Below are 12,331 nucleotides of genomic sequence, written 5' to 3' on the forward strand. Positions count from 1 at the left end.
GACGGCCAATCACCGAAAAAAGCCGAAAACGTCGTCTGCGACGCTAGTCGAGCGGGTCGTCGAGTTCGCCCATGACGGCTTCGAGAGCGTCGGTCGCGGTGAGGAGGCCGACGACCTCGCCGTCCCGAAGGACGAGCGCGAGTTCCTGGTCTTCCGCTTGGAACTGGTCGAACGCGTCGCTGGCGTTCGTGTCGGCGGCGAGCGTCATCGGCGGCGCGGCGATTTCGTCGAACGAGCGCTCGCCGGCGCGGAGCGCCTCGAAGTTGTCGATGATGGAGGGCGCGTAGACGACGCCGCGGAAGTCGGTGAGCGACTCGCCGACGAGCGGGAACCGGGTGTGGGGCGTGTTCCGAATCCGGTCGAAGTTCTCGCCGGGCGTCGCCGCCGTCGAGAGCGAGACGATGTCGTCTGTCGGAATCATGATTTCGCTGATGGAGAGTTCGTCCGCGTCCAGCGCGCTGAGCACCTCGTCGCGGCGCTCCTCGGTGAGTTCGCCCTCCTGGAGCAGCGAGTTCAGACGCTCGCGGAGTTGGCCGCGGGACTCGATGACGTCGGTTTCGGTTTCGAGCCACGCGCCCGACATCTCGATGCCGAAGAGCTTGAGCGTCCACTTGGCGACCCAGTCGCCGAACTTGATGACGGGCGAGATGGCGACGTAGAACCAGTGCAGCGGCGCCGCCCCGTAGCGACAGACCATCCGGGAGCGCTCGACGCCGAGGTACGTCGGCGTCTGCTCGCCGTGGGTGAGGTGGAGGAGGTTGATGATCAGGTAGGCGAGGAGCGCGCCGGCGCCGATGGTCGCGAGCGTCGTGCCGGCGAACAGCGGCTCGAGTAGCGGTTCGAACAGCGCCGCCAGCGCGGGCTCGGCGACGATACCCACGGCGATGCTCGACGCCGTGATTCCGACTTGGCAGGTCGTGAGATACAGTTCGAGCTCCTGGGTCATCTCCCAGGCCCGTTCGAGTCGGGAGTCGCCGTCGACGAACTCGGACTCGGTGAACTGGCGGGCGCGCGTCAGCGCGAACTCGATGGCCACGAAGAAACCGTTCGTGAGGATGAGCAACGCCCCCGCGACGAGGCGTATACCGATCTCTGTTGGGTTCATCTGTGTCGGTGTCCCCTTCGTTCGCGTTCGACCCGTTAGAAAGCATCGGCCGTCCGAACGTATATGTAGTGTATTGTCGGGAGTCGCGTATTATTCAATTTAAACTAAGCTTCTGACAACGATGCCGGGAGGGTTAATGTCGCGGGCGACAGACGACCGGACGAATGACGAGTCGAGAACTCGACGCGCTGGACAGGAGGATACTGTACACGTTGCAGTCGGAGGCGCGCCGCACGTCGTCGACCGACATCGCCGACAAACTCGACGCCTCGGCGAGCACCGTCCGAAACCGTATCCAGCGACTCGAAGCCGACGGAGTGGTCCGCGGCTACCACGCCGACGTGGACTACGAGCGCGCGGGGTACCAACTGTACACGCTCATCGTCTGTACGGCCCCGATTCCGGAGCGCGAGGAGTTGGCCGAGGCCGCCGCCGCGGTCCCCGGCGTCGTCGAGGTACAGGAAGTGATGACCGGCGAGCGAAACGTCATGGTCCGAGCCATCGGCGTCGACGGCGACGACCTCAGTCGAATCGGCGAGGAGTTAGACGAACTGGGGCTTCGCGTCTCCGACGAGGACCTGATTCGGAACACCCACCGCCGGCCGTACGCGAAGTTCGGCGACGGGGGCGACGAGTGACTCGGCCGAGAGTCGACGCGCGAGGCGCCGCCGCTCGGAACCGACACCGGTGACAGTTCGGTAGGTGAACCGATCCCACGGGGCGTGAAACGCCGTCTCAGTGCCGAATTCGACTCCGTCGATGTCCGATGGCCCGGCCCTCGAACCACCGGTACAGCTTTGACAGGTGATAACGAACTGGTAATCGCCGTTGTCAGAGACCCTCCCGTTCGCGTCGGTCTCTCGCCGACCGGATGCCCCCCACCACCACCATCACCACCAGAGCGGTTCAACGCGCTCCGACAACGGGTAGACGCAGCTGCAACAGCATCGCGCGGTCGGGCCTCCCTGCACTCGCCGCGTGGTACGCTACGTGGTTTCACCGGACGACCGCCCCCGGTCGTTCGCTTCCGACGGCGTCCACGCCTCGGGTTTTGTTCTCCGACGACGCCGATTCCCGCGAGCGACGGCGTTTCAGCGGTCGGGAAGTCAGGTCGCGACCGACTCAGTCGAGTCGTTCGACCTGAACCAGCGCGACGGGGTCGTCCCAGCCGTAGACGGCGGGGTCGAGGTCGCCGTCGCCGACGATACCCGCGTGCGGCGCGATGACGCCGTCCTCGGCGAGGTCGGGGTCGCTCATGCCGGTTCCGTCGGTCCCGGAGTCGATGCCGTAGAGGGCCTGTGCAGGGGGGACCATGTCGCCGTACGCCTCGGTGTTGACCTCGGTTCCGGCGTCGTAGCTGGCCGCGAAGTACGACCGCGACTCGTTGACCCGCTCCGGGAGCGGGACGGTGTCGAGGCCGGCGAACCCGTCGTTCGTGCCGATGAGCATGCTGACGAACGAGAGGTACGCGCCGCTGGCGTCGGTCTCCAGTTCGAGCGTCGCGGCCGCGGGGAACATCTCGCTCGCCGGGAGTTCGTCGGGGACGAGCGGCGCGTCGCCGACCGCGACGCCGCGAACGTCGTCGGTTTCCTCGGCCAGTTCGCCAAGCGGGCCGAGGTTCCCGTTCTCGGCGAGTTCCCTGATGGCGTCGCTCGCCGGGTCGCCGACGGCGAACAGTTCCACGCCGGCGCGGTGGGCGACCACCGCGGGCGGGGTGAACGGCTGTCCCGTCGTCAGGTTCGCCACGGTCACGCGGTAGGTTCGCGCGGACTGGCTGTTTCCGTTTCCGGCCGATTGGCCCGGCAGGCTCGCACTACCCAAACAGCCGGCGAGGGCGGCCAGCACGCCCGCGCCGGTCAGTCCGAGTACGGTTCGTCGCGTCGTCGGAGTCGTCGTGTCCGTCATTGGTCTCACGTGTGGTCGATGCCACGACAACGAAGACGCGAGACCGGCTAAAGGCGGTTTTTCGAGATTCGGGGTGACTCCGTGACGAATCGGGGTCGACTCTGTACCAAATTCGGACCGGGCGAGGGCCGAAGGTCGAGACCGCCGGGCGCTCACCGGACCGTCACGTAGGTCAGGAACGCCAGCGCGACGAGTTGGAGGCCGCGGAGGACCAACACGGCCTGCTGGACGTGGGGGTCCCCGGAGTAGAGGCTCTGCATGGTGAAAAAGAAGTAGAGCGCGACGGCGTTCTCGACGAGCATGACGACGGCGAACGCGAGCAGGCCGAGGACGAGCGAGGTGCGGAACGTCCGGTAGTTGCGAATCCACACGGCGGTCAGCGCCGCGAGGAAGACGATGTTCGCGCCCGAGAGGGCGCTGGCCGCCATGATTTGGGTGTCCATTGCCATGGTCATTCGAGGTGTGTCGTGATTTCTTCGAAGGTGTCGCGGTACCGTTCGAACTGGTCGGTGAGGAAGTACAGCCGTCCGTACTTGTCGCCGCCGGCCTCGACGACCCCGTGGGATTCGAGGGCGTCGAGGTGGTGTCTGACGGTCTTGTAGCCCACGTCGAGCTCGTCGGCGAGGCGGTTCGCGTTCTGCGGGCGCTCCGAGAGGGCGCGGATGATGCGGACGCGGTTCTCACCGCCGCGAGTCGCCGTGAGCAGATACCAAAGCGCCTTCTCCATCGACTGTTCGTTTAGTTGATTGGTCGAGCGCGGTAATATTCTCGCGGGTGCCGTTCGACGCGACGAGTTCGACTCGGCGACGACCGTACATGAGCGTTGTTCCAGTTCCGTACCAAATTCGGGTGGAGTCTCCGGACGCGTCGAGTCGGTCGGTGCCGCCGCCCCGACGGCGCTCGCCGGTGTCCGAGACGGAACCGACTCGGCCTCACCGGCGGACCGACTCGAACCGGCAGGACCCCCCGACGGCAGTAAGGGATATGTCGGTCGCGTCCTACGAAAACTCGTATGGACGACGACACCGGACGGAACGCGTGTGCCATCGAGTCCCCGAAGGGACGGCCCTGTCCCTTCTGCGGCACGTCGATGGACCACCGCCACTGCAAGTACGTCTGCCCGGAACACGGGGTCGTCTACGACTGCAGCGACACGTTCTGGTAACGAAACCTGACAGGAGACGCCCGCGCTGGTACCACTGCGAAGTCGGCGGGTTCGCGGGTTGATTTCACGACAGCACGAAGCGTTATGTCGGCGGAGACCTAACGAATGACTGTCCTCCCCGGTCAGCTCAGTTGGTCCCGAGACGGATGCGGCCACGTACACGAAACGATGCTCAACGAATCACAGGTCGAGGCGGGAAAAGACATCCAACAGCGGACGGGAAAGACGTTTTACTTCGCGACGCGCCTCCTCCCGGAGCGCGTCAGACACGCCACGTACGTGCTGTACGCGTTCTTTCGGGTCGCCGACGAGGTCGTCGACGCCGAGGAGACCGCGCCGCCGGCACAACAGCGCGAGCGTCTCGAACGCCTCCGCGCCGAGGCGCTCGGCGAGGTCGAGACCGACGACCCCGTCCTGTCGGCGTTCGCCGAACTCAGAGAGCGCTACGGTATCGACCCCGACGACGTGAACGTCTTCATCGACGCGATGGAGTCGGACATCGAGAAGGACCGCTACGAGACCTACGACGAACTTGAGACGTACATGGACGGGTCGGCCTCGGCGGTCGGTCGGATGATGACCGACGTCATGCGTCCCGACGACCCCGAGGCGGCGCTCCCGCACGCGACGGCGCTGGGACAGGCGTTCCAGATGTCGAACTTCCTGCGCGACGTGGGCGAAGACGTGGTCGAGCGCGACCGGGTGTACCTCCCGCGGACGACGCTGGACCGCCACGGCGTCGACGCCGAGCAGATACTCGCCCTCGAGTTCGACGAGCGCGTCGCCGACGTGATGCGCGACGAACTCCGCCGAACGGAGTCGCTGTACCGCGACGGCGTCGCCGGCATCGAGTACCTCCCGGCGGACTGCCAGTTCCCGGTACTCCTCTCGGCGGTGCTGTACGCCGACCACCACCGTTCGATTCGGAACCTCGGCTACGACACGCTCGCGACGACACCCGAACTGAGCTTCGGGCGGAAGCTCACGCTCCTCGCGAAGACCGCGGCGTACTGGGCCGTCTGGCGCGACCCCGTGGCCGTGTTCAAGGCCGTCAGCGTCGTCCCCTACCCGGACGACGACGACCTCGACGCGGAGTTCGGCCCCGGTTCGACGCGGGCCACCCGCCCCCGACGCAGCGGGCGCGTCTCCGGCTGGCTCCGGTCACTGAACCGCTGGGGCTCGGACTGAGCGACGCGCGATTTTTCCGCGACTGAAAGATTTAGTGGGCGGCCGAGAGAGCCCTCGGCATGCATCGCGTCACCCTCGACACCCGGTTAGACGACTGTCCGCTGGGACGGGTGACCGCCGCGCACGACGTGACGCTGACCACGCCGTACTGGAATCTCTCGCCCGAAACCGGCCAGTGCGACCTCTGGGTCGAAGCCTCGTCGCCGGGGCGGTCGCAGTTGGAGGCCGGCATCCGCGCGCTCAGAGACGCCGACGGCGTGCGCCGCTTCGAACTGAAGTGGAAGCGCGGGTCGCACGCGACGGCCCACGTCGTGCTCGAAGAGACCGTCGCCATCGAGACGGTCATGGCCAACGGCGGCGCTGTCATCGCTCCGTTCCGCGACAGGGACGGCTGGGAACGGTGGCACCTCGGGTTCGCCGAGCCGGATGCCGCGGCGGCCACCCTCGACTCGCTCGACCGCCGCTACGAACTCACCGTCGTCGAGCAGACGCCGCTCACGGACTCGGGTGCGGCCGCCGTCTTCCGGAACTTCCACGAGGCCGCGACGCTCCTCGACGGCTGTGAGCGACTCACCGAGACGGAGGCGCGGGTGCTTCGAACCGCGGTCGAACACGGCTACTACGAGACGCCGCGGGGCGAGTCGCTCGCCTCCCTCGGCGACCGCTGTGGCGTCTCCGACGTCGCCATCTCGAAGACGCTCCGCCGCGCGGAGCGAAAGCTCCTCGGGGCCGCCGTCTCCGCGCTCGCCGGTCTCGACGCCGACCGCGACCCGCCGACCGGGCGGCCCGGCGACGGGGGTTAGCATCCTAACCCTCCGGTTCTCCCGGCTCGCGGGCGTAGGTCACGGTGATGAGCGCACACGCCGACGCATCGCTCTCGACCGCCGACGAGCCGAGATCGATTCTCGACACGCCACCGCGAACCGCTGACTCGACCGCGCCCGCGACCCCGGGGGTCCCCGATCAGCCGCCCCATGGTCGGTGACCAACTCCTCCCCGGTCGGTACCGAAACGCCGTCCTGTTCGTTATTCTGGCGGCGCTGTGGGGCGGGACGTACCCCGCGGTGACGCTCGGGCTGGGGTCGTTCCCGCCGATTCTGTACGCCGCGTTCCGACTCGACATCGGGGCGGCGCTCCTGTTGCCGTACGCGGCGTGGCGCACCGACTACTGGCGGCCCCGCACGCGAGGCGACTGGGCGGCCGTCTCGGTCGCCGGTCTCCTGACGCTCGCGGGCTACGGGGTCCTCCAGAACGTCGGCCAGCAGACCGTCCCGAGCGCGGTCGCGTCGGTGCTGGCGGGGCTGATTCCGATACTGACCGTCGGCTTCGCGAAGCTGTTTCTCCCCGACGAGCGGTTCGGCCCGGTCGAACTGCTCGGCGTCGTCGTCGGCTTCCTCGGCTTAGTCGTCATCACCGACCCGGACCCGTCGAACCTCCTCGGGGCGAACGCCGCGGGGCAGGTGATACTGGTGCTCGCCGCCGCGTCCTTCGCGCTCGGCGGTGTACTCGCCCAGCGAATCGAGACCGAGATGCCGTTCGCCGCCCAGACCGCGTGGGCGATGGTCGTCGGGGCCGCCGCGACCCATCTCGCGAGCGCGGCGAGTCCGACGGAGTCGCTGGCGGGGGTCGATGTGTCGGTCGCCGGCGTCGTCGGCCTCGTCTACCTCGGCGTCTTCGCGAGCGCGGTCAGTTACCTGCTGTACTTCTCGCTTCTCCCCCGACTCGGCTCGGTCGAGCTCAACCTCGTCACCTACGCCATCGCCGGCTTCGGGACGGTGTACAGTTGGCTTCTGTTCACGGAGCCCGTCACCGCGGCCACGCTCGTCGGCTTCGGGTTCATCCTCCTCGGCTTCGGCCTGCTCAAGTGGAAACGGCTCGGAGCCGCCTATCGGGGCCGGCGTCGCGGCGTCGAATCCGACTGAGAGACAGCGCTGGGGTCGCGACAGACGGGCGCGAGCGCGAGCGAACCCCGCCGCTCAGGAGCGCCACGGCAGCCGCCGCGGAAGCCGCAGAAGCCGCGAGTCGAACCGGTCCGTCTTGAGCAGTCCGACGCCGAACAGCGCCGCGACCGCGACGGGAATCCAGTTGCCGAACCACGCGTTGATGCCGCCCCAGAGGATGACGAAGCTCACCAAGTCGTCGAGCATGAACTCCGTGCGGTCGAGCCGCGCGAGGAGCGCCTCGCGGTCGAACGACCAGTCGAGCGCGACGACGGCGACGGTCGCGCTGACGACCCAACCGGCGTAGTTCGAAAGCGGGACGCCGTAGAACAGCACCGCGTCGTCGGCGAGGCGGTAGTACTCCCAGAAGCCGAGCGCGACCGCACCGGGGTCGAGCACCACGTCCATGGCGAGGACGGCCGCGATGACGACGCCGAGGCGGACGGCCCCGTTGCGGGCGCGGTCGCCCAGCAGGAGCAGACACAGCAGGTAGGCGTTCATCACGAGCGGGATGAAAAACACCGGCAAGCCGATCGGAACGCCGGCGACCGTCGGCCCGAGGTCGACGCCGTAGTGGAACCAGCCGTACGGCCAGCCCGTGGTGACGCCGGTGTACTCGATGGCGTAGGCGTACGCGGTGAGCGCGCCGACGCCGAGGGCGGCCCGCCGGGTCACGAGCGGGAGGACGCCCACGATGAGCGGCGAGCGCATCACGAACGTCCCGAGGAGGATGAGAAACGCGTTGAACGCCAGCGGGTCGGGGAGCCAGCCCATCGCGCTGGCGACGAGGAGCACCGCGCCGTTCAGCGGGAAGAACACCGAGATAGTAAAGCGGTTGTCGCGCACGAGTCGGTCGAGCGCCGCCTCCGCTTCACCGCGGGTAGACGGCAGCCGCGCTCGCAGGTCGCTCGCGCTCACGGCCGCACCTCCGGTTCACCCATTGACGAGTCTCCAGAGAGCCCCGAGGGTGATGAGCATGCCGACGACGGTGTTGATGACGGGGTACCACCAGTACGCCCGGTCCACGTCGACGCCGGAGGTGGCGATGCCGAGGACGACGACCGGATAGGCCGCCAAGAGCGCGCCGAGTCGGAGGTCGACCGCGGCGAAGGCGACAGCGGCGAGACCCCACGTCGCGGCGCAGTACCAGTAGGTCCGGCGCTCGCCGAGAGCCGTCGCGGTCGTTCGAATGCCGGCCTCGCGGTCGGGCTCGATGTCGGGAATCGCGGAGAACGTGTGCATCCCCATCGTCCAGAGCCACGCGCCCGCGACGGCGAGCATCGGGGGGTTCGACCCCGAAACGGCCGCGTAGGCGGCGACGCCCGGCAGGACGTACAGGCCGTTCGAGACCGAGTCGAGAAGCGGCGTCGTCTTGAACCGAAACGGCGGCGCGCTGTACTCGACAGCGAGGAAGAAGTGCGCGGCGAGCCACGGCCACGCCACCCGCGGAACGACGGCGAACAGGCCGACGCCGAGCAGGCCGCTCGCGGCGACGACGGCGGTGTTGACGGGGTCGCCGCGCCAGCGGGCCTCGCGGTCGTCCTTCTTCGGGTTCGCCTCGTCCACGTCGGCGTCGAACACGTCGTTGACGCCGTAGAGAAAGACGTTCGCGGGGACGAGGAAGTACGCGAACAGGGCGACCGGTTCGAGGCCGAACAGGTCGGCGGGGGCGCTCGCGGCGGCCGCCACGCCGACGACGACGGGGCCGGCGAGGTAGAGCCAGAAGCGGGGCCGCGAGAGGACCGCGAGGTAGACGAGCCGGTCTCGGAGACCGCCGTCTGCTCCCCCGTCGTCGCCGCCTTCGCCGGACTCGGTCTGTGCGGCCATGTCGGCGCTCATCTCGCGTCGTCGGCCATCTCCTCGGCGGTGAGTTGACCGCTGATGAGGCACATCGGGACGCCGATGCCCGGCGTGGTAAACGAGCCGGTGAAGTAGAGGCCGTCGACCGCCTCGGAGCCGTGGGGCGGGCGGAGGAGGGCCGTCTGGAACAGCGTGTGCGCGAGGCCGAGGGCGGTGCCCTGCGTGCTGTTGTAGCGCTCCTTGAAGTCGTTCACGCAGAACGACTCCTCGACGACGATTCTGTCGCGGAGGTCGACGCCGGTGTTGTCGGCGATGTCGGCGAGGACGAGGTCGCGGTAGCTCTCGCGGAGTTCCGGCGTGTCCTCCAGCCCGGCCGCGATGGGGACGAGCGCGAACAGGTTGCTGTGGCCCTCCGGAGCGACCGTATCGTCGGTCTTCGAGGGGACACAGAGGTAGTACGCGGGGTCGTCGGGCCACGCGGGGTCTTCGAATATCGTCTCGAAGTGGTCGTCCCAGTCGGTGGGTAACACGAGCGTGTGGTGGGCGAGTTCGTCCACGTCGCCCTCGACGCCGAGGTAGAGCAGGAACGCCGAGGGGGCGTAGGTCCGAGAATCCCAGTAGTCGGCGTCGTACTGGCGCTTCTTCTCGGGGAGGAGCTCCTGTTCGGTGTGGGCGTAGTCGGCGTCGGAGACGACCTGGTCGCAGAGGAACTCGCGGCCGTCTTCGGTGCGGACGGCGAACCCGCCGCGGCGACCCGCGATTTCGGCCACGGGGGAGTCGGTGTGGAACTCGACGCCCAGCTCCTCGGCGAGGTCGACGATGGCGTCGACGACGCCCGCGAGACCGCCGTCGGGGTAGTAGACGCCCATGTTGAAGTCCACGTGGCTCATCAGGTTGTAGAGCGCCGGGGTGTTGTTCGGCGCGCCGCCGAGGAACACCAGCGTGTACTGCATTATCTGCTGGAGCTTCGGGTGGTCGAAGTACTTCTCGACGTGGTCCTGCATCGAGCCGACGAGCGACAGCCCCCACGAGTACCGGAACACGTCGAGGTCGATGTAGTCGGTCAGCTCCGGGCGGTCGGTGTAGACGAAGTGCTCCATCCCGATGCGGTAGTTCCGCTCGGCCTTCCGGAGGTAGTCGTCGAGCCTGTCGCCCGCGCCGGGCTCGTAGGACTCGAAGGTGGCCTTGTTGGCCGCGACGTCGGGAAGCATGTCCACCCGGTCGCCGTCCTTGAAGAAGATGCGGTAGTGCGGGTCGAGTCGGGTCAGCCCGTAGTAGTCCTCGGGCCGCTTGCCGAAGTAGGCGAAGAAGCGCTCGAACACGTCGGGCATGAGATACCACGACGGCCCCATATCGAACCGGAAACCGTCGCGTTCGAGCGTGCTGGCTCGGCCGCCGAGCTGTTCGTTCTTCTCCAACAGCGTCACGTCGGCACCGGCGTCCGCGAGGTAGCACGCCGTCGAGAGGCCGCCGAACCCGCCGCCGACGACGACGACGGACTCGCCGGCGAGGGAGTCGAGAGCCGAGACAGAATTCATGTCCGTTCGTAAGGACGTAGAGGACATAAATCGACTGACCGAATCGACCGCCGTCGGGGGGTAGCTTTAGGCTCGGTCCCTCCTTACGGCCCCGCATGAACGACACCACCGCGGTGGTCACGGGTGCGAGTTCGGGAATCGGCGCGGCGGTCGCGCGCGCCCTCGGTCGCGCCGGCGCGACGGTCGTCGCCTGCGCCCGCGACGGCGACGCCCTCCAGTCGGTCGTCGACGACATCGAGGCCGGCGGCGGGACCGCGAGCGCCGTCCGAGCCGACGTGCGCGACGAACTCGACATGGAGCGCCTGATGGAGACGGCGGCCCGCGCCGGTGGGCGCATCGACGTGCTCGTCGCCAACGCGGCGGTCGCCCACGGCACGCCCGGCGAGATGCCCGCGCCCGAGGAGTCCTACGCGGCGTTCGACGACACCCTCCGAACCAACGTCCGCGGCGTCTTCGCGGCGGTCAAAGAGGCGCTCCCGCACATGGCCGACGACGGTCGAATCCTCGTCCCCTCCGGCTCTATCGCCCGCGAGGCGAAGCCGGGAATGGGGGCGTACGCCGTCTCCAAGGCGGCCGCCGAGGCGCTCGTCCGGCAGTTCGCCGCCGACTGCGACCGGACCGTGACGGTCGTCGACCCCGGCCTCGTCGCCACCGACCTCACCGGCGGGCAGGGCCGCGACCCCGACGACGTGGCCGACCTGTTCGTCTGGGCGGCGACCGACGCCGACCCCGCCGAGTTCGACGGCGACATCGCGGACCTCAGAGCCTGGAAGAAAGCGACGCGGTGAGGGTTCTTGCCGCTTCGACTCCCCCATCCCGCCGGAACCGCGCCCCTTATTAATCAGAACCAGTTCGTTCACAATATGAACCGTTCGACGGCCATCGGCGTGGGGAGCGTCGTGGCACTCGTCGCGCTCTCCGCGTACGCCGCGAGCGCCGAGGCGCGGAACCTCCTTATCGTCTCGTGGGCCGCTTTCGGCGCGATGGCCCTCGCCGCACCGTTCGGCGCGCGCAGCCGGGCCGAACACGCCGAGGGGCTCGTCTGGGGCTACGGTCTCGCCAGCGGCGCGATGGTGACGAGCGCCGCGGTGTTTCTGGTCCCGCAGGCGCTCGGTCACCACCCCCAGTTCGGTGGCTTCGGCATCGCGTTCGGTATCCTCGTCGGCTTCGCCGCCCACACCGTCGGCCACCGCTTCGCCCACATGGACCTGCCCATCGACCGCACCGTGGCCGAACTCTCGGCGCACGCGGTGTCCGCGGGCGCGATTATCGGCATCGTCTACGGGAACATCGACGTTGGCGTCGGTCTCGGCCTCGCCATCGTCTCGCACAAAGGGCCGGCCGGCTACGCCGCCGCCCGCCGGCTCTCGGGACGAGGTGAGTCGGTCGCCCCGCTTCTCCTCCCCGCGGCGGGCCTCGGCATCGCCGCCATCGTCTCAAGCGCCGTCTCGCTTCCGGCGACCGGCGCCTTCCGCGGGCTCGTCTTCGGCTTCGCTTCCGGCGTCTTCCTCCACGTCGCCATGGACTTCCTCCCGCGCTGTGAAATCGGTAGCGAGATACACGAGCTGCTGTCAGTCGAAGACGACCACGCCCACGCGATACTCGACCGCCTCCGGGTCCACGCCGCGCTGAGCACCGGCGTCGGCGGCCTCGCCGTCTTCGCCGCGTGGCTGGTGCTCAACTAATCGAC

At 68.4% G+C, this 12,331-nt stretch carries 14 protein-coding genes; 7 read left to right on the plus strand and 7 right to left on the minus strand.

Annotation, left to right across the window (positions count from 1 at the left end; translation table 11 throughout):
- Nucleotides 1-43: 43 nt before the first annotated feature.
- Nucleotides 44-1,105: a CNNM domain-containing protein gene (locus ABY42_RS12580; RefSeq protein ID WP_004975005.1), complete on the minus strand. Its 1,062-nt coding sequence runs from the start codon at nucleotides 1,103-1,105 to the stop codon at nucleotides 44-46.
- Nucleotides 1,106-1,269: 164 nt separating this feature from the next.
- Here ABY42_RS12580 and ABY42_RS12585 point away from each other — a divergent pair, with 164 nt between their 5' ends.
- Nucleotides 1,270-1,743: an Lrp/AsnC family transcriptional regulator gene (locus ABY42_RS12585; RefSeq protein WP_050459666.1), complete on the plus strand. Its 474-nt coding sequence runs from the start codon at nucleotides 1,270-1,272 to the stop codon at nucleotides 1,741-1,743.
- A 484-nt stretch (nucleotides 1,744-2,227) separates the two neighbouring features.
- Here the strand turns inward: ABY42_RS12585 and ABY42_RS12590 are convergent, their stop codons facing one another.
- From ABY42_RS12590 to ABY42_RS12600, 3 genes are all read right to left on the minus strand, one after another.
- Nucleotides 2,228-3,010, minus strand: a complete 783-nt coding sequence (locus tag ABY42_RS12590) for a spondin domain-containing protein (RefSeq protein WP_004975003.1) — start codon at nucleotides 3,008-3,010, stop codon at nucleotides 2,228-2,230.
- A gap of 152 nt (nucleotides 3,011-3,162) precedes the next feature.
- The gene (locus ABY42_RS12595) at nucleotides 3,163-3,459 is read right to left on the minus strand and encodes a hypothetical protein (protein WP_049905074.1); all 297 of its coding nucleotides are present in this window, start codon (nucleotides 3,457-3,459) and stop codon (nucleotides 3,163-3,165) included.
- 2 nt (nucleotides 3,460-3,461) lie between these two features.
- Nucleotides 3,462-3,737 (minus strand): ArsR/SmtB family transcription factor, encoded by a 276-nt coding sequence (locus tag ABY42_RS12600; RefSeq protein WP_004975000.1) that lies wholly within the window; start codon nucleotides 3,735-3,737, stop codon nucleotides 3,462-3,464.
- A gap of 285 nt (nucleotides 3,738-4,022) precedes the next feature.
- Between ABY42_RS12600 and ABY42_RS19875 the strand changes: the two genes are divergently transcribed.
- The 4 genes from ABY42_RS19875 to ABY42_RS12615 all read left to right on the plus strand — a co-directional run bounded on the left by ABY42_RS19875 (nucleotide 4,023) and on the right by ABY42_RS12615 (nucleotide 7,285).
- Nucleotides 4,023-4,175 (plus strand): HVO_2523 family zinc finger protein, encoded by a 153-nt coding sequence (locus ABY42_RS19875; protein ID WP_004974999.1) that lies wholly within the window; start codon nucleotides 4,023-4,025, stop codon nucleotides 4,173-4,175.
- Between the two features lie 168 nt (nucleotides 4,176-4,343).
- Nucleotides 4,344-5,363 (plus strand): phytoene/squalene synthase family protein, encoded by a 1,020-nt coding sequence (locus ABY42_RS12605; protein WP_004974998.1) that lies wholly within the window; start codon nucleotides 4,344-4,346, stop codon nucleotides 5,361-5,363.
- A 59-nt stretch (nucleotides 5,364-5,422) separates the two neighbouring features.
- Nucleotides 5,423-6,166, plus strand: coding sequence for a helix-turn-helix domain-containing protein (locus tag ABY42_RS12610; protein ID WP_004974997.1), 744 nt, complete (start codon nucleotides 5,423-5,425; stop codon nucleotides 6,164-6,166).
- A gap of 171 nt (nucleotides 6,167-6,337) precedes the next feature.
- On the plus strand, nucleotides 6,338-7,285 hold the full coding sequence (locus ABY42_RS12615) for a DMT family transporter (protein WP_004974989.1): 948 nt from the start codon (nucleotides 6,338-6,340) through the stop codon (nucleotides 7,283-7,285).
- A 54-nt stretch (nucleotides 7,286-7,339) separates the two neighbouring features.
- Here ABY42_RS12615 and cruF read toward each other — a convergent pair whose 3' ends face one another.
- The 3 genes from cruF to ABY42_RS12630 are packed head-to-tail and all read right to left on the minus strand — an operon-like array spanning nucleotide 7,340 to nucleotide 10,641.
- Complete coding sequence (gene cruF, locus ABY42_RS12620; RefSeq protein WP_008095371.1) at nucleotides 7,340-8,221, minus strand: bisanhydrobacterioruberin hydratase; 882 nt, start codon at nucleotides 8,219-8,221, stop codon at nucleotides 7,340-7,342.
- A 15-nt stretch (nucleotides 8,222-8,236) separates the two neighbouring features.
- Nucleotides 8,237-9,142, minus strand: coding sequence for a prenyltransferase (locus tag ABY42_RS12625; protein ID WP_004974982.1), 906 nt, complete (start codon nucleotides 9,140-9,142; stop codon nucleotides 8,237-8,239).
- Nucleotides 9,139-10,641 carry a phytoene desaturase family protein gene (locus tag ABY42_RS12630; RefSeq protein WP_004974981.1) on the minus strand — a complete coding sequence of 501 codons (1,503 nt, stop codon included), beginning with the start codon at nucleotides 10,639-10,641 and terminating at the stop codon, nucleotides 9,139-9,141. The genes ABY42_RS12625 and ABY42_RS12630 overlap by 4 nt, the downstream gene beginning before the upstream one ends.
- Before the next feature lie 95 nt (nucleotides 10,642-10,736).
- Here ABY42_RS12630 and ABY42_RS12635 point away from each other — a divergent pair, with 95 nt between their 5' ends.
- Both ABY42_RS12635 and ABY42_RS12640 read left to right on the plus strand, forming a co-directional pair.
- A complete protein-coding gene (locus ABY42_RS12635) occupies nucleotides 10,737-11,429 on the plus strand; it encodes an SDR family NAD(P)-dependent oxidoreductase (RefSeq protein WP_050459667.1) in 693 nt (230 codons plus the stop codon).
- Between the two features lie 75 nt (nucleotides 11,430-11,504).
- On the plus strand, nucleotides 11,505-12,326 hold the full coding sequence (locus ABY42_RS12640) for a ZIP family metal transporter (RefSeq protein ID WP_004974979.1): 822 nt from the start codon (nucleotides 11,505-11,507) through the stop codon (nucleotides 12,324-12,326).
- Nucleotides 12,327-12,331: the final 5 nt, after the last annotated feature.

Origin of the sequence: Haloferax gibbonsii, assembly GCF_001190965.1 — an archaeon.
Classification (GTDB): domain Archaea; phylum Halobacteriota; class Halobacteria; order Halobacteriales; family Haloferacaceae; genus Haloferax; species Haloferax gibbonsii.